Origin of the sequence: Lamprobacter sp. (genome assembly GCF_034860625.1) — a bacterium.
In the GTDB taxonomy this organism is placed as follows: domain Bacteria; phylum Pseudomonadota; class Gammaproteobacteria; order Chromatiales; family Chromatiaceae; genus Lamprobacter.
Genome location: NZ_JAYESN010000001.1, coordinates 115185 through 130339 on the forward strand (window position 1 = coordinate 115185; position 15155 = coordinate 130339).

Genomic DNA, 15155 nt, shown 5'->3' on the forward strand with positions numbered 1-15155 from the left:
TTGGCCCTTGCTAGATCCTAGGTCTATTTAGTAGGTCCGTTCCCAGCGCCGCGCTTCGCGAGACAACTTCTTGTGATGGCGCTTCACGGCCGCTGCCTTCTTGCGCTTGCGCTCACTGGTCGGCTTTTCGTAGAACTCGCGCCGACGGACTTCGGCGAGGACGCCGGCCTTTTCGCAGGAGCGTTTGAAGCGACGCAGGGCCACCTCGAAGGGTTCGTTATCTTTAACGCGGACGCTGGGCATGTAGACTCCCGTTGCTAAGTCCAATGGATGGGATCAGGCTGCTTGCGTCCAGCTGCCGGGCACAAGGTCTGCCAAGCAGCAGATGCCAGCGGTAGGACACAACCATCAGGTAAACTCAGTTAATCCGCCAGTCTAGCCGGTGAATGCCTTATGACGCAACCTAAAATCACGCAAACGCTCTTGATAGCGGGCGTCCATGGCGTTAGCCATCGGGTCGGTTCTGGCGACATCGGAGCGCGCTCCTCTGGGTTGCCTCTTGGGGCTGCCACGCGAGCGCATGGGAGCTGAGGCCGATGCTTGTGCTTGGGATCGAGACCTCCTGCGACGAGACGGGTGTCGCACTCTATGACGGCGGACCTGGCGGTGCGGGCCTGCGCGCGCACGCGGTCTATAGCCAAATCGAGCTACACGCGGAATATGGCGGGGTGGTGCCGGAATTGGCCTCGCGTGATCATATTCGCAAGCTCCTGCCGCTGATCGAACAGCTCTTGGATGAGGCGGACGTGGCGGCCGCCGATGTTGAGGGGGTCGCCTATACCGCCGGGCCTGGACTGGTCGGCGCGCTGTTGGTCGGTGCCGCGCTTGGGCGCAGTTTGGCCTGGGCTTGGGGGGTACCGGCAATTGCCGTTCATCACATGGAGGGGCATCTGCTGGCCCCGCTGCTGGAAAAGCCCGCGCCGGCATTCCCCTTTGTGGCACTGCTGGTCTCCGGCGGGCACACGCAGCTAGTCGACGTGCAGGCTATCGGGCGCTACCGCATCCTTGGCGAGTCAGTCGATGATGCCGCCGGCGAGGCGTTTGATAAGACCGCGAAGATCCTCGGCCTCCCATATCCTGGCGGCCCTGCGCTGGCGCGTCTTGCCGAGCAGGGTGACCCAAGACGCTATCGTTTCCCGCGACCGATGACCGATCGCCCGGGGCTGGATTTCAGTTTCAGTGGACTCAAGACCTTTGCGCTTAATGCCTGGCAGCAGGTGCAGGTAGAGCGCGAGGATATCGAACAGGCGCGGGCCGATATCGCGCGTGCTTTTGAAGAGGCTGTGGTCGAGACCCTGCTGATCAAGTGCCGGCGAGCGGTTGAGGCGGTAGGGGCCGAGCGTTTGATCATGGCCGGCGGGGTCAGCGCTAATCGGCGGCTGCGGACGCGCATGGACGAGCAGATGAGGGCGCGCGGGGTTGCTGTGTTCTATCCGCGGGCTGAGTTCTGCACCGATAATGGCGCCATGATTGCTTTGGCGGGTCATGAGCGCTTGGTGGCTGGTCAGCAGGAGCCCTTGGCCTTTGGTGCGCGGCCACGTTGGGCGATTGACGAACTACCGGCGCTCTCGGGCCAAGAGCGCTTCGAGGCTGGCGGTTGAGCCCTCGGTCGTCGGGTCGATGATCAGGACTGATCGGCGTCGGTCTCGCCGGCGGGTTGGTCGGCGCCGATGCGGACTTCGGTGCCGGAGATCAGGTTGCGGATGTTGCTGCGGTGGCGCCAGAACAGCACCAGTGTCATCAGCGTCTGCATGCCGACCAAGACGCCGTTGCCGTTGTCGGAGTGCAATGGCCAGAGTAGCCAGACTAGCATCGGTGCCGCCGCCATGGATACCAGTGCCGATGCCGACGAGACCTTGAGCACCTTGGCAACGAAGAGCCAAATGGCGGCAACGGCGGCGCCGATGGGCAGGAATAATCCGAACTGGACACCAAGTGCCGTCGCCACCCCTTTACCGCCTTTGAAGCCAAAGAACACCGGGTAGAGATGGCCGAAGAAGGCAGCGAGCGCAACCGCCGCGAGGAGCCAGGCGCTCGAATCGACCAATCCAAGGGTGCTGAGCAGATGAGTGGCGAACATCGGCAGGAAGCCCTTGAGGCTGTCGCCCAAGAGCGTAATCGCCGCCGCCTTACGAGCCTTGGGGCCGCCGATGCGCAGCACATTGGTCGCTCCGGGGTTACCCGAGCCCTGAGTGCGCGGATCAGGCAGGCCCATCAGCGTACAGACGATGATCGCGCTCGAGATCGAGCCGAGTAGGTAGGCGCCGATGACCAAAAGGGTATTGGATAAGAGCAGCAGGTCCATGGTGCGGCATTTGACGTGTTTGGCATGGCGCGGTCAAGCATTGCCTTGCGCCTAACGACACCGCAGATGATGCAGACTAGGTCGGGTTAAAGGCCGTTCGCTTTGTCTTGCGGACCTGCAGCTCGTTCTCAATAGGGCGGCGTTGGGTTGCAAATACTGGCCAGGGCGCCAGAATGCCTGTCAACGTCAGTTCAGCGGTCCGTTCAGCGCAGCAGCGCGCTTGCAACAACAGAGGATGCGAAAGGCATGGATATCGTTTTCATCAAGGGGCTGCGGCTCGATACCGTCATTGGCATCTATGACTGGGAGAAGGCGATTCGGCAGTCGGTAGTGCTTGATGTCGAGATGGCCTCGGACGTGCGACGCGCGGCCGCAACCGACAGCATTGCAGATGCGCTGGATTACAAGGCCGTCTCGAAACGGCTCAAAGCATTTGTCAGCGAGTCTCGTTTTGAGCTGGTCGAGACCCTAGCCGAGCGCTGCGCGGCGCTCATCCTGACCGAGTTCTCGGTGCCCTGGGTGCGGCTAACCTTAAATAAGGTTGGCGCAGTGACCGATGCCGATGGCGTTGGGGTGATTATCGAGCGCGAGACTCCGTCGGAAGCCTTGGGCGCTCACTGCGACGCTGCGAACGATAGCTCAGAGACGCTGGAGGTTGCGCGGGCAGCCGCGGAACCGGCGGAAGCGCGCGCTGGCAGTCGTCGCCTCGGCCAATGAGTGCTGAGGCCCAACGGCATCGATGATCGCCAGGTGGACGGCGTTGGATGATCGGCGCACATCGCGGCGCTGTTGGCTCAGCTTGGGCAGCAACCTCGCGCGCGAGACCTCCATCCGCGGCGGAGTTCAAGGACTGCGTCAGGCCTTTGGTGCGCTGATCCTGTCTGCGGTTTATGAGACCGAGGCGGAGGGTTTCGATGGTCAGCCCTTCCTGAACCTGGTCGCTGGCATCGACAGCCCGCTGGCGCTAGGTGAGATTCAGGTCCTACTGCGACGGATCGAGGCCGAGCATGGCCGCAAGCGCGGTGGTGAGCGCTTCGCACCGCGAACGCTGGATCTAGATCTGCTGACCTATGGCGATCGCACGGGCGTGATCGATGGCTATCTCATCCCCCGCGATGAGATCCTGCGCTACGCGTTCGTCCTTGGGCCGTTGGCCGAGGTCGCACCGGATGAGCGCCACCCTACCGATGGGCGCCGCTATGCGGAACTCTGGCACCAGCTTCAGGCGCGACTGCGGGACCAGCACTTAGATCCGCCTCAAGCCGCTTCCGCTCCTGTAGCCGTGCCTATAATGGCTCCAATAGTCGCCCCACCGGGAGATTCAGTCGGCGAGGCGGTGACGGATTGCTGGCCGCTGCGGCGATTTGACTTGGATCTCGACGCATCCTGAGCCGGTCTCGGTGCTCATATCGCACGCAACCGCTCGAGCCGCAGCCGGTGGCGACCATCGAAGAGCCGTCGGGCGCCGATCGAGACTGCGGCAATGCTGCCGAGCCCCGTGCCGCCGGTGATCAGGATCAGGATCAGCAGTTGGTACTTGGCTGCCTCCATCGGGGGCTGCCGGCAAGGATTTGGCCGGTCATCATACCCGGCAGACTGACGATGCTAACGGTGGCCATGGCGTTGGTGATCGGGATCAGGCCAGAGCTTAGGGCGTCGTGGCGGATATCGGCGATCGCCTTGCTCCAGGTCGCGCAGAGCAGCCGCCGCGCCTCGATCCGGTTGCGGCCTTCCCAGGCTTGCCTGCTAAGCCCATCAAGCGCGAGCGCGATACTATTCCGCGATGCCATTCATGGAGTTGCCGAGCAGCAGGCCGACGCGCCGGCGCCACTCGGGGAGCGGGGATCAGCGAGCGTGGCTGTGCGTCGTGGTCGCAGGCGCGCGAGCCTCAGCGCGGCCATCAGCGGCGCTGATAGATCAGGTCATGGACTTGATGCCCAAGGCGTTGGCCCCGGCGCTCGAACTTAGTGATCGGCCGTTGCGCCGGTCGCACGCTGAACTGGCCAAGGCCGGCGCTGTTCTCAAACAACTCTGAGGCATCGTCGAGCATCGCCAGCATCCAGTCGGCGTAGGGCGTCCAGTCGGTGGCCAGATGGAAGATGCCGCCGGGTTGCAGTACGCGCGCCACTGCGGCGACAAACCCAGGCTGCAGAATGCGTCGCTTGTGATGGCGCTTCTTCGGCCAAGGATCGGGGAAGAATAGCTGCACCCTATCCAGGCTAGCGCTGGGCAGGCCGGTCTCGAACAGGGCCGTGGCATCGGTGCGCAGTACGCGCAGGTTGGTCAGATCCCGCTGCTCGAGCCTGAGCAGCAGATGACCGACACCGGGGCGATGCACCTCGAGACCGATGAAGTTGCGCTCCGGGGCGGCTGCCGCCATCGCCGCCAGTGATTCGCCATCGCCGAAGCCGATCTCAAGTGTGATCGGTCGCGCAGTGGCAAACAGTGCCTGTGGATCGAACACCTCGCCCGGCTGCCAGTCGATGCCAAAGCGTGGCCAGAGCTCGCGAAAGGCGCGCTCTTGGCCAGCCGTCAATCGACCCTCGCGCAGCACGAAGCTACGAATCTCGCGGCGCAAGGGTGCGCTGGTGGTCTCACTCAAGGGCATGTGCTTGGGACTCGGAACCATGGTCTTCGAGAATTGCTGGCTGTTGGTCCAGGCAAAGGCACTAGTGCTAGGCTTAGCGTTTGCTGCGCTTAAAGAGTCTACCAATATTCAGAGGCATCACCCTATGGCGGTTAGTCTGGACGAAAAGCTTGAGCCCATTTATCAGGATGTTCTGCACCACAACCCGGGCGAGACCGAGTTCCACCAAGCAATGCGCGAGGTGCTCGAGTCGCTGGGCCCGGTGTTGGTGAAATACCCAGAGTTCGCTGAGCACAAGATCATCCAGCGCATCTGCGAGCCTGAACGCCAAATCATCTTCCGGGTGCCTTGGCAAGACGACCAAGGCCGCGTGCATATCAACCGCGCCTTTCGCGTCGAGTTCAACAGCGCGCTTGGGCCGTATAAGGGCGGGATGCGGTTTCATCCCTCGGTCTACCTTGGCATCATCAAGTTTCTCGGCTTTGAGCAGATCTTCAAAAATGCCTTGACCGGCTTGCCGATCGGAGGCGGCAAGGGTGGCAGCGACTTCGATCCCAAGGGCCATTCCGACGCTGAGATCATGCGTTTCTGCCAGAGCCTGATGACCGAGCTGTATCGCTATCTCGGCGAGAACACCGATGTCCCGGCTGGGGATATCGGCGTCGGACAGCGCGAGATCGGCTTTCTGTTCGGCCAATACAAACGCATCACCAACCGCTATGAATCGGGCGTGCTGACCGGCAAGGGCTTGGATTGGGGCGGCAGCCGTGCGCGCACTGAGGCCACCGGCTACGGGTTGGTCTTCTTCCTCGAAGAGATGCTGAAGGTGCGCGCTGAGTCACTTGACGGCAAGACCTGCGTCGTCTCCGGTTCCGGCAATGTCGCCATCCACGCCATCGAGAAGCTCCAAGAGCTCGGCGCCAAGGTCATCGCCTGTTCCGACTCCAACGGTGTGATCCTCGACGAGACCGGCATCGACTTGGAGCTGCTCAAGGAGATCAAAGAGATCGAGCGGCGTCGGATCAAGGTCTATGCCGAGCGCAAGCCGGACAGCCTCTATACCGAGAACGGGACCATCTGGGACATCCCCTGCGCGATCGCGCTGCCCTGTGCGACCCAGAACGAGCTCACCGACAAGGATGCGCGCACCCTGGTGGCCAATGGTTGCATCGCGGTCGCCGAGGGCGCCAACATGCCGACCACGCCCGAGGCCATCCAGCGCTTCTTCGAGGCCGGTATCGCCTTCGGACCCGGGAAGGCGGCAAACGCTGGCGGGGTCTCCACCAGCGCCCTGGAAATGCAGCAGAATGCGAGCCGCGATTCCTGGTCGTTCGATTATACCGAGGCCCGCTTGCGCGAGATCATGACCAGCATCCACGGCACCTGCTTCGAGACCGCCGACCAGTTCGGACAGCCGGGCAACTATGTGGTGGGCGCCAATATCGCCGGTTTCCTGAAGGTGGGCCGCGCGATGGTGGCGATGGGGCTGATTTGAGTGCTGAGATCCGAGTGCCGCCTTAACGGCCTGGCCGGCTGGGTTGATCCTATAAACCGCAGATGACGCAGATTAAAAATAAACGAAACAATGCCTTAGCGAGAATAACAGTTACTTCTCACTCGACTTTGGCCTTCTTGCGGGTGCAGACCTGCAGCCGCGCCGGGCCTTGCAGCTAATTGACGACGTTCTCGGCGGAGAGGAAGACGAGGGTATCGATGAAAGAGATGCATTCCTTGCCCTGTCGGCCCCCAGCATGGCTCCGAACATGGGCCGAGCGTTGGCCCTCGAGCAATGACTTGAGCTTCTTGGCCTTGCGGTCGGCGAGCAAGCACGGGTTGTCGAAGACGCGGTGACGCCCTTCCTGGCTCCAGACCCAGGTGTCGGCGTCGCCACTGATCGCGCCGGGGTGGGACTTGATCTCGACGAGAAAGAGACCCTTAGAGACTGTCCAGGAAGGGCAGTCTCTTAAGGGTCAGGACGAGGACGTCGACCTCGTTAGTGGCACCGCCCGGGGCGATAAATTCAAAGTTGGCCCAGGCCCGGTAGGGCTGGTGATCGGGCAGCTGCGCCTTGAGAAAGGCGAGCGCCTCATGCTCCCAGGCGAAATCCGATGGGGGTGATCTGTTTCCAGAGCTTGTCCATGCAATGCGCGGCTTGACGGAGTTGGACACGACGATCGCACGCCAGGAGCCGTCGTTGGCGTTCTTGGTTCGATGATAACAGGCAGATGGGCCTATTCATCGTCGCGGCGTTGGTGACACGGCGCTGCTGGGCCTACCCCAAGGAGATCCGGTTTCGGATGTCGACCCAGCGCATGAGCCGCAATGTGCAGCAGCCGCTTAGGACGAAGCCAGCTTCAGCCCGACGATGCCAGCGACGATCAAGCCGACGAAGAAGAACCGCGCCAGGGTCGCCGGTTCGCTGAACACCCAGAGCCCGATGACAAAGGCGCCAACCGCGCCGATGCCGGTCCAGACCGCATAAGCGGTCCCCATCGGAATCGTGCGTTGGGCGATCAGCAGTAGCGTGCCGCTGCCGAGCATCGAGACCAGACTGAAGCTGAGCCAGCCCCAGCGCAGACCCTGCTCGGAAAACCCGAGCTTCAGCCCCACTGGCCAGCCCCATTCGAAGATCCCGGCGATGAGCAGTGCGATCCAGGCCATCTCGGTCGGTGTCATGGATCAGCCTTTCACGCACACCACCTGCTTCAGTGTATGCACCACCTCGACCAGGTCGGTCTGGTTGGCCATCACCGCGTCGATGTCCTTGTAGGCACCCGGGATCTCGTCGAGCACGCCCTTATCCTTGCGGCAGACCACGCCCTGGGTCTGCTCGGCCAGGTCTGCCGGCGTGAACTGCTTCTCGGCGGCGGTCCGGCTCATGCGCCGACCGGCGCCGTGGGCGCAGGAGTGGAAGCTCTCCGGGTTGCCCTTGCCGCGCACGATGTAGCTGCGCGCGCCCATGCTGCCGGGGATGATCCCGAGATCGCCTTCGCGTGCCCGGATCGCGCCTTTGCGGGTGACCCAAACATTGGCGCCGAGATGGTGCTCGCGCTCAACATAGTTGTGATGGCAGTTGACCGCCTCCTCGGTGACGCTGAACGCCGGTAGATGGCGGGCGAGGGCGGCCAGCACCAGCTGCATCATCTGATCACGATTCTCGCGCGCGTAGGCCTGCGCCCAGGAAACGGCCGCTACATAATCGTCGAAATGCTCGGTGCCCTCGGGCAGATAGGCGAGGTCACGGTCGGGGAGCTGGATCATCCAGCGCTCCATGTCGCGCCGGGCCAGCTCGATGAAGTAGGTGCCCATCGCATTGCCGATGCCCCGGCTGCCCGAATGCAGCATGACCCAGACCCGGTTCGATTCATCCAGGCAGACCTCGATGAAATGATTGCCTCCGCCCAGGGTGCCGAGCTGATTGACCCAGTTGGAGAAGCGCCCAACCGATTTGAGCAGCTGCGGGTGCTTCTCGGTCAGGATCGCGAGCGGCGCGGCGAAGGGCTGCGCGGCCTCGGTGAGGGCACGCTCATCTTTGTGCTGGTTGCGGCCGACCGGGACATCGCGGCTGATTTGATCGAAGATCGTCTTCAAGACCTTCTCGTCGAGCTGGTCGGCGGTGAGCGAGGTGCGCGCCGCGGCCATGCCGCAGCCGATATCGACGCCGACCGCCGCCGGGATGATGGCGCGATCAGTGGCGATGACGCTGCCGATAGTGGCGCCGATGCCGGCATGCACATCCGGCATTGCGGCGACGTGATGATGGATAAACGGGAGCTTGGAGAGGTTCACCAGCTGCTGGCGCGAGCGCGGGTCCAGCTCATCGGTCCAGACCTTGACCGGCTTCTCGCCCTCGGTGATGACTTGTTTGATGGTCATGTGTTCGCTCGTGTTCTAGCTCTGGACAATGTCTTTTTCGAGTTTGGCCTCTGGCGCACTGAATCCGATGATACACAGTATGCTTCGCTCAACCATCGATCCCGGCATTGGCCACATTGAGATTCGTTCAGTTTACGGGGCCATCGGCAACCGGACGGGCCAGTTCGGTCGAGCAGACGCTCAACCTGCCGATCGGCACCTATGTCACCGTTACGGGATCATGCTGAGACGGACTATCCTGCCGATGTCAAGGGCACTGGCAAAATGCTCGCAGAACTCGCGCTCGAACGTGACGACTTCCACGGCGAATGGAACTACCGGCTGAAGCCACGACAGATCCAATCCTGACTCAAAATGTTCAGGTTGTTTTTGCTAGATTCCTTAAACTCATGGCTTATGGTCTAGCGCCGGGGTGTCGGCGAAGACGTTGATGTCATCGATCGCGATCGATGAGGCCCATATGGACGAGTGCCAACCTCGTGCGGCAACCCCCGACGACCGACAACCTGGAGATTCCCTTGCCCCCAATCATCCGCACCCTGTCCCTAAACCTGTTGGTTGTCCGATGTCATCGATGCCTATGGCGGCCGAATAACCTTTGGTCGTGCAGCGATGGGTGGGCTCGAAGTGCGGCTCAGGCTGCCAGGGATGTCTTCGCGAGCTGCGTCTGAGCCTGCAGGGGGTCAACAATGAAGATCCTGCTCGTTGATGACGAGCCGATGCAGCGTGAGCTGCTGGCCGGGTTCCTCAGCAACCAGGGCTATCAAACGCTGCAGGCTGAGCACGGCGAGCAGGCACTGGCGTTGTTCGAGCATGAGCCCATCTCTATCGTGCTGCTGGACCAGCGCATGCCTGGCCTCTCCGGTGAGGAGGTACTGGCCAGGATGAAGGCGCGTAATCCGCACCTGCGTGCGATCATGATTACCGCTTATGGGTCCGTTGAGACAGCGGTCTCGGTCCTCAAGCTGGGCGCCGACGATTTCCTGGAGAAGCCCATCGATCTCAGCGCGCTGCTCGATCGACTACAGCGCATCGAGCAAGATCTTGCCATCGAGCAGGATGTCGATGCGGTGTTTCAGCCCCAGGGCGATGGCTCTGTAGCGCCACCGCTGCCGATTGATCTGATCGCCGAGAGTCCGGCGATGCGCGATGTCCTGTCGCTGGCGCGACGCATCGCCAGCAGCGAGTTCAATGTGCTGATCCACGGCGAGACCGGCACCGGCAAGGAGGTGATCGCTCGCCTGATCCACGCCCTGAGTCCGCGGGCTGAGGCGCCTTTCGTGGAACTGAATTGCGCCGCGATCCCGGAGAACCTGTTCGAGAGCGAGCTCTTCGGGCACGAGAAAGGGGCCTTCACAGGGGCTGCAAAACAGCATCGAGGCCGGTTCGAGCTGGCCGCCGGTGGCGTGCTGTTCCTCGATGAGGTGGGGGAGCTGGTGTTGCCGCTCCAGGCCAAGCTGCTGCGCGCCCTCCAGGAGAAGCGGATCAGCCGGGTCGGCAGCGAGCAGGACATCGCTGTCGACGGGCGCGTCATTGCCGCGACCAACCGCGACCTGCGCGCAGAGATCGCGGCTGGCCATTTTCGCGAAGACCTGTATTTTCGACTCAATGTGCTCGAGCTTGAACTGCCACCGCTGCGGCGGCGGCGGGAAGACATTCCAGCGCTGATCGAGCACTTCATCGCGCGTCACGGTGGCCGTTCGGCGCGCCTGGCGCCTGAAACGCTCGACCGGCTGATCAAGTACGACTATCCCGGCAACATCCGCGAGCTCGAGCATCTGTTGCAGCGCATGCTGACCCTCGCGCGTGGGCCGGTACTACGACCAACCGATCTACCACCAGAGGTGCGCGAGCCCAGCAAGCGCGCGACCGGCCCGTTGCAGGAGCGACTCGACGCAATGGAGCGCGAGCTGCTGCGCGCCGCGCTCGAGCGCTCCGATTGGGTTCAGACACAAGCGGCCAATGAACTCGGGGTCAGCGAGCGGGTGCTGCGCTACAAAATGAATAAACTCGGGCTCCAGCGTCCGACGCGATAACGGCTGCTGATCGACTCGACAAAAATGTCGAGCCTGACGCTTCGCGTCGACAAAAGTCCGGCGCTCATAACGCTATCTCCCTGTATCGAATAACAATAATAACTTGGCATGGGTTCTGCTTTGAAGTCACCATGCGCAACGTAGCGCACCGGGGCGGCGAAGCTATCATCGTGCATCAAGTTGAGGCCCCACGCCGCACCTGAATCAACCCTTGAGGAGATCACCCATGCATCATCAGGCAATCATGGCTACCGCCATCGCACTCACGCTCGGCACCACGACGCTGGCGCTGGCTGGACAAGGCGCAGGCCCCGGCAATGGGACTGGCCCAATCCACGAACTCAGCACGGCCAGCTGTGAAATCATCACCGGTACCGTCGCCAGTGCCGCTGTTGCAGGCGAAGGCTATGTGATCGACACTGGCGTCGAAACGGTCAACGTCTTTGGTTTGGGTCCGATCGGCTACTGGGACAGGCTGGAGCTGGTGCCGCCGCAGGTTGGCGAATCCATCACCGTGGATATCTGCTGGCTCAGCTTCTCTGACGAGACCACCAAGGCCATTGCAACGGCGATCACCTTGATGGACGGCACCTATGTCGAGCTGCGCGATCCGATCACCAATCAACCGTCCTGGCGTGGCGGACAAGGCGGCGGCCAGGGGCAAGGCCAGGCTGGTGGCCAAGGTCAGGGCCTCGCTGATTGCACCGGTCCTCGGTAACCGCGCCGCCTGGCTATTTTGCGCCGTAGCGCTACCGGCGCTCGGCGCTGATGCCATTACGAGCCCGCAGTTGGAAGTCATGCTCAGCATGGGGTTCGACAGCAACCCAGCGCAGAGCCGCGATGGACCTGCCCTTGGCTTTGCCGCGCTTGCGCTGGGCGTGGAGCAACCCTTGCCCTTTCTCCGAGGTTTGCGCCTGGAGGGCGATGCCTGGTTGCGTGACTATGCTGGGCCGAACGATAGCGATCGCTTGGACATCGGTCTGGTGTCATCGCAGATGCTCGGCATCACCCAGATCGACCTTTGGGCCGAGGCAGGCTGGTATCGGGACCAACTCGTCACCGCCGACGAGCGCAACGAGAACGCGCTAGGCATCTTGGCTCGCAGGCCGCTCAGCGCCAGGCTCGACCTCGGGCTCTTCGCTGAGCGGCGCTGGCTCGACTATCGCAACTTGGTCCTGCCCTGGGCTGGGCGGCCGGGCGGCATCGGCCTGAGCCTTCAGGGACAACGCCCCGAGCTGCCAGCCCGCGGCCAGCACGGAGCCGCTCTCGACGGCATCGGTTGCAGCCAAGCTCCGGCGAATCATAGCAGCCCGATGCAAGGCGACTGCCGGCAGCGCGTCAGTCCACAGCAGCGCAAGGACCGATTCGACCTGCTTGCGCTCGAAACCACCTGGTTCCCTGCGGGAAAGCTCAGCGTCATGCTTGGCCTGGACAGTGGCTGGCGCGAGAGTTCGATTGCGCTCGACAGCTATCGCCAGCAGGCGGTCCGGCTGGCTTTGACCTTCGACCCCAGCCCGAACTGGCGTTTAACCGCCGAAACGGGTCTGTCTCGACGCGACTACTGGCAAGCCCCGCAGGCGATGGAGCGTGTCGACCACCAGCGTTGGCTCGGGATCGCGCTGCACCGCTGGCTCGCCGACGGTGCCCTGTATTGCGGCCTTGATCTGCTCGACAGCCGTTCGACGATCGAGGTTGAGGCGTTCACGCAGTGGAGCACAAGGTGTGGCTGGCAGCGTCGTTTCTAGCGATCGATGGGGACGTGAGGCTTGCCTCGTGTTCGGCAATCCGCCGTCCAGCCTGCAGTGCACGAACTCAATGCGCATGGAGGAGCCAGGGATTTGCGCGCGGGGAGCCCGTCGGCGCCGGTCAGGGCTGCAATCGAAGGGTGCGCTCATCTTGCTGCTCGGTCTGCTCAGTGTGCACGGCCCCTCGGCAGACGAAGGGCCGCGGCTCGGCATTGTGGTGGAGGTGCAGCCAGGCGCGTTGATGATCGAGTTCGACGATGAGCCTGACGAGAGCTCTGGGGTTGGTCCTGAGCGGATCCCGCTTAGCGGTCAATCCAGTCAGACAAGCTGGCAGCCTGGAATGCCCGTGCGTATTTGGCCTAGAGCCACATCTCGCGCTGGTCCGCGGATTCAGCCAATCGGCGCAGCCAGCGGCCTTGATCGTACCGGGGTTCGTCGCCGCCTGAGCAAAGGCAGCCAGCGCGGCGGTCGAGGCGCGTCCGGCAGCGGCCACAGCGGACGAGGAGGGCGCTGAGTTGGGAAAGCCGCCCTTGGTCCCTCGGTTCGTTTTTCGACCACCATCGCCCTGGCTGGGCAACCTGCTCGTCTTCGGCTTCTTGATCGCGCTGACGATCATGGCTTTCTTTCTGCAGACGCGCGCCGCTGAGCAGCGCTTTGTTCTCGCGGCGGCCGAGCATACCCGACTGCTCGCCGATGCGGTGCGGCTCTATGCGCGGGGAGCGGTCCTTGCAGGCGAGGCGACCGACCGGATCTTGACCACCTTATTAGGTAACAGTGCGCGCTTTGTGGTCTATCTCGATGATATCGAGCCGTTCACCGCTGAGGAATTGAGCGCTTTCGCCGATGAATCTGGGCTTGCGATGATCCGCATCCTGCGCAGTGCGTCTGAAGAGATCGAGTCACGCCGTCCTGATCGACGGCTCGACGCATCCTCCGGCCAGAGCCCTGATGACGATGACCGCCTGACAATGCCGAGAAAGGGGCTTAATGGGGCTAGGCCTTGGGTCCAGGGTCCACCGGATCGATACCAAGACCTCGCTCTGTCGTGCCTGCCGCTCGAGCAGCTCAGGCGACTCTCGAAAGGTGGGGGGGTTCTATTCAGCGTGCCACGGCCACAAGGACGCCCGGGGTGCGCCATGGTTGTCTTGGAGAGTTCGGCCGTGGAGGCGCTGCGCGCCGCGATCAGTGTTCAGCAAGCCCTTGAATCGGTCAGGCAGCTCGCGCGGGTGCGCGCCGTTCGGCTCGAAGGCATGCCACGGCCAATCCACGGCCAGCAGGACGACGCGCAGATCGATCCACCCCAGGTTCAGCTTATCGATTCCACCGGTGGTGGGATTCTTGCCGAGGTTCGCACGCCGGTCGCCGGAGCCGAACTTGTTCTGCTGCTCGATGGTATCGAACTCCAGCAGCGGCGCAGCGAACTCTGGCTGGCCTTCGCGGCCTTCCTGCTGACTCTCTTGGTGACTGGGGCGCTCGGCACCTGGCTGTTGGTGAAGGTCCAAGACGCCCACGAGCGCGAGTTGCGTGCCTATGAGCGGCGCCTCTCGGTCCAACGTGAAGAGGCAAGTCTCGGGCGGGCAGCTAGCACCATCGCACATGAGATGCGCAATCCGCTAAATGCGATCGGCCTCGGGCTCCAACGTCTGCAGTTGGAGGCGGCCGAGTTGACAGCGCCACACCGCGATCTGATCGACCGTGTGATGCAGGCCGTGCAGCATACCAACGGCACCATCAGCGGCCTACTCGCCTATGCCCGGCCCGGGCAGCAGCGGCGCGAGCCGGTCGACCTCGCACGCCTGGTCAACGAGGCATGGCCGCTGTACGAGCGTCTCTTAACGCAGCAAGGCGCCCAAATCGCCCTTGAGATCCCTGCCGATGCTTGGATCATCGGCGACCCGGAGCAGCTACGGCGGGCGCTCGACAATCTGCTCGCCAATGCCCGGGAGGCGTTACCGCTAGCGGGCCGGTTAGAACTAACCTTGACCCGCAGCGAAAACACCTGGTGTCTCAGTCTTACGAACGATGGCCTGCAACCCCAAACGCAACCGCTGGAGCGCCTGATCGAACCCTGGTGTTCAACCAAAGCCAACGGCTCCGGCTTGGGGCTTGCGATTGTGCGCCGCATCTTGAACGCGCACGAGGGCGAGCTCAGGCTTGATGAGCCGGTACCCGGTCGGTTTAGGGTCAGCCTCCTGCTACCCGCGACGCCGGATTCAAGAAGTCAACGGACTCAATAGTGGCACCGTCAAATCATGGACGGTGTCGAGGTTGTCCGGCTGGTTCACGTTGCCCGCGCGATATCCCCAGGTTGATGGCGGACTCATAAGCCACCCATCCATTCACGCCGCAGAGCAACAAGAGTGCGGTCAGGATGCATCGGGGAACGCTGACCGAACGCTAAGCGTTACTGTCAGCAAATGTTCAGGTTGGGAACAGACTGAAGCGGCGCATTGCTGCGCAAATCCGTTTGGCTCATTGTGGATTTTGAGGACATGCTAAGGTCAGGCGTCTGACTCAACACGTGCTGTTCCGATGTGCCGTCTCAACGACTTGATCGACGAAGAGAAATGCTACGACGAAGTCCGACGGATACGTTGGCCGTACGT

General features: G+C 62.6%; 15 protein-coding genes and 2 pseudogenes. 9 read left to right on the forward strand and 8 right to left on the reverse strand.

The window, feature by feature from the left end; translation table 11 throughout:
• Positions 1 to 27: 27 nt before the first annotated feature.
• A complete protein-coding gene (gene rpsU / locus VBE63_RS00465; protein ID WP_200249295.1) occupies positions 28 to 243 on the reverse strand; it encodes a 30S ribosomal protein S21 in 216 nt (71 codons plus the stop codon).
• Positions 244 to 536: 293 nt separating this feature from the next.
• On the opposite strand from rpsU, the gene tsaD reads away from it, so the two are divergent.
• A complete protein-coding gene (tsaD, locus tag VBE63_RS00470; RefSeq protein ID WP_323681019.1) occupies positions 537 to 1601 on the forward strand; it encodes a tRNA (adenosine(37)-N6)-threonylcarbamoyltransferase complex transferase subunit TsaD in 1065 nt (354 codons plus the stop codon).
• Between the two features lie 23 nt (positions 1602 to 1624).
• Here tsaD and plsY read toward each other — a convergent pair whose 3' ends face one another.
• Complete coding sequence (plsY, locus tag VBE63_RS00475; protein WP_323681020.1) at positions 1625 to 2305, reverse strand: glycerol-3-phosphate 1-O-acyltransferase PlsY; 681 nt, start codon at positions 2303 to 2305, stop codon at positions 1625 to 1627.
• Between the two features lie 246 nt (positions 2306 to 2551).
• Between plsY and folB the strand changes: the two are divergent.
• Positions 2552 to 2893, forward strand: a pseudogene (gene folB, locus VBE63_RS00480) (dihydroneopterin aldolase); the annotation flags it as partial.
• 151 nt (positions 2894 to 3044) lie between these two features.
• Entirely contained in the window at positions 3045 to 3695 is a 651-nt protein-coding gene (gene folK / locus VBE63_RS00485; protein WP_323681021.1) for a 2-amino-4-hydroxy-6-hydroxymethyldihydropteridine diphosphokinase, read from the forward strand.
• Positions 3696 to 3709: 14 nt separating this feature from the next.
• On the opposite strand, the pseudogene VBE63_RS00490 reads toward folK, so the two are convergent.
• Both VBE63_RS00490 and trmB read right to left on the reverse strand, forming a co-directional pair.
• A pseudogene (locus VBE63_RS00490) lies at positions 3710 to 4123 on the reverse strand (ABC transporter permease); the annotation flags it as partial.
• A gap of 82 nt (positions 4124 to 4205) precedes the next feature.
• Positions 4206 to 4913 (reverse strand): tRNA (guanosine(46)-N7)-methyltransferase TrmB, encoded by a 708-nt coding sequence (gene trmB, locus VBE63_RS00495; RefSeq protein ID WP_323681022.1) that lies wholly within the window; start codon positions 4911 to 4913, stop codon positions 4206 to 4208.
• Positions 4914 to 5037: 124 nt separating this feature from the next.
• On the opposite strand from trmB, the gene gdhA reads away from it, so the two are divergent.
• Positions 5038 to 6387, forward strand: a complete 1350-nt coding sequence (gdhA, locus tag VBE63_RS00500; protein ID WP_323681023.1) for an NADP-specific glutamate dehydrogenase — start codon at positions 5038 to 5040, stop codon at positions 6385 to 6387.
• A gap of 175 nt (positions 6388 to 6562) precedes the next feature.
• Here the strand turns inward: gdhA and VBE63_RS00505 are convergent, their stop codons facing one another.
• The 4 genes from VBE63_RS00505 to VBE63_RS00520 all read right to left on the reverse strand — a co-directional run bounded on the left by VBE63_RS00505 (position 6563) and on the right by VBE63_RS00520 (position 8768).
• Positions 6563 to 6808 carry an NERD domain-containing protein gene (locus VBE63_RS00505; RefSeq protein ID WP_323681037.1) on the reverse strand — a complete coding sequence of 82 codons (246 nt, stop codon included), beginning with the start codon at positions 6806 to 6808 and terminating at the stop codon, positions 6563 to 6565.
• 19 nt (positions 6809 to 6827) lie between these two features.
• Positions 6828 to 7061 (reverse strand): hypothetical protein, encoded by a 234-nt coding sequence (locus VBE63_RS00510; protein WP_323681024.1) that lies wholly within the window; start codon positions 7059 to 7061, stop codon positions 6828 to 6830.
• 168 nt (positions 7062 to 7229) lie between these two features.
• The gene (locus VBE63_RS00515; RefSeq protein WP_323681038.1) at positions 7230 to 7553 is read right to left on the reverse strand and encodes a multidrug efflux SMR transporter; all 324 of its coding nucleotides are present in this window, start codon (positions 7551 to 7553) and stop codon (positions 7230 to 7232) included.
• Between the two features lie 18 nt (positions 7554 to 7571).
• Positions 7572 to 8768: an RtcB family protein gene (locus tag VBE63_RS00520; protein ID WP_323681025.1), complete on the reverse strand. Its 1197-nt coding sequence runs from the start codon at positions 8766 to 8768 to the stop codon at positions 7572 to 7574.
• Positions 8769 to 8969: 201 nt separating this feature from the next.
• Between VBE63_RS00520 and VBE63_RS00525 the strand changes: the two genes are divergently transcribed.
• The 5 genes from VBE63_RS00525 to VBE63_RS00545 all read left to right on the forward strand — a co-directional run bounded on the left by VBE63_RS00525 (position 8970) and on the right by VBE63_RS00545 (position 14786).
• Positions 8970 to 9116: a hypothetical protein gene (locus VBE63_RS00525; protein ID WP_323681026.1), complete on the forward strand. Its 147-nt coding sequence runs from the start codon at positions 8970 to 8972 to the stop codon at positions 9114 to 9116.
• Between the two features lie 341 nt (positions 9117 to 9457).
• Entirely contained in the window at positions 9458 to 10804 is a 1347-nt protein-coding gene (locus tag VBE63_RS00530) for a sigma-54 dependent transcriptional regulator (RefSeq protein WP_323681027.1), read from the forward strand.
• A gap of 226 nt (positions 10805 to 11030) precedes the next feature.
• A complete protein-coding gene (locus VBE63_RS00535) occupies positions 11031 to 11522 on the forward strand; it encodes a hypothetical protein (RefSeq protein WP_323681028.1) in 492 nt (163 codons plus the stop codon).
• Positions 11479 to 12549 (forward strand): hypothetical protein, encoded by a 1071-nt coding sequence (locus VBE63_RS00540; protein ID WP_323681029.1) that lies wholly within the window; start codon positions 11479 to 11481, stop codon positions 12547 to 12549. The genes VBE63_RS00535 and VBE63_RS00540 overlap by 44 nt, the downstream gene beginning before the upstream one ends.
• Positions 12550 to 13064: 515 nt before the next feature.
• Positions 13065 to 14786 (forward strand): sensor histidine kinase, encoded by a 1722-nt coding sequence (locus VBE63_RS00545; protein ID WP_323681030.1) that lies wholly within the window; start codon positions 13065 to 13067, stop codon positions 14784 to 14786.
• Positions 14787 to 15155 lie beyond the last annotated feature (369 nt).

Coding starts and splice junctions, on each gene's coding strand:
- folK (WP_323681021.1), top strand. CDS start 3,045: ATGATCGCCAGGTGGACGGCGTTGGATGATCGGCGCACATCGCGGCGC.
- VBE63_RS00520 (WP_323681025.1), bottom strand. CDS start 8,768: ATGACCATCAAACAAGTCATCACCGAGGGCGAGAAGCCGGTCAAGGTC.
- VBE63_RS00515 (WP_323681038.1), bottom strand. CDS start 7,553: ATGGCCTGGATCGCACTGCTCATCGCCGGGATCTTCGAATGGGGCTGG.
- tsaD (WP_323681019.1), top strand. CDS start 537: ATGCTTGTGCTTGGGATCGAGACCTCCTGCGACGAGACGGGTGTCGCA.
- VBE63_RS00525 (WP_323681026.1), top strand. CDS start 8,970: ATGTCACCGTTACGGGATCATGCTGAGACGGACTATCCTGCCGATGTC.
- plsY (WP_323681020.1), bottom strand. CDS start 2,305: ATGGACCTGCTGCTCTTATCCAATACCCTTTTGGTCATCGGCGCCTAC.
- VBE63_RS00535 (WP_323681028.1), top strand. CDS start 11,031: ATGCATCATCAGGCAATCATGGCTACCGCCATCGCACTCACGCTCGGC.
- rpsU (WP_200249295.1), bottom strand. CDS start 243: ATGCCCAGCGTCCGCGTTAAAGATAACGAACCCTTCGAGGTGGCCCTG.
- trmB (WP_323681022.1), bottom strand. CDS start 4,913: ATGCCCTTGAGTGAGACCACCAGCGCACCCTTGCGCCGCGAGATTCGT.
- gdhA (WP_323681023.1), top strand. CDS start 5,038: ATGGCGGTTAGTCTGGACGAAAAGCTTGAGCCCATTTATCAGGATGTT.
- VBE63_RS00530 (WP_323681027.1), top strand. CDS start 9,458: ATGAAGATCCTGCTCGTTGATGACGAGCCGATGCAGCGTGAGCTGCTG.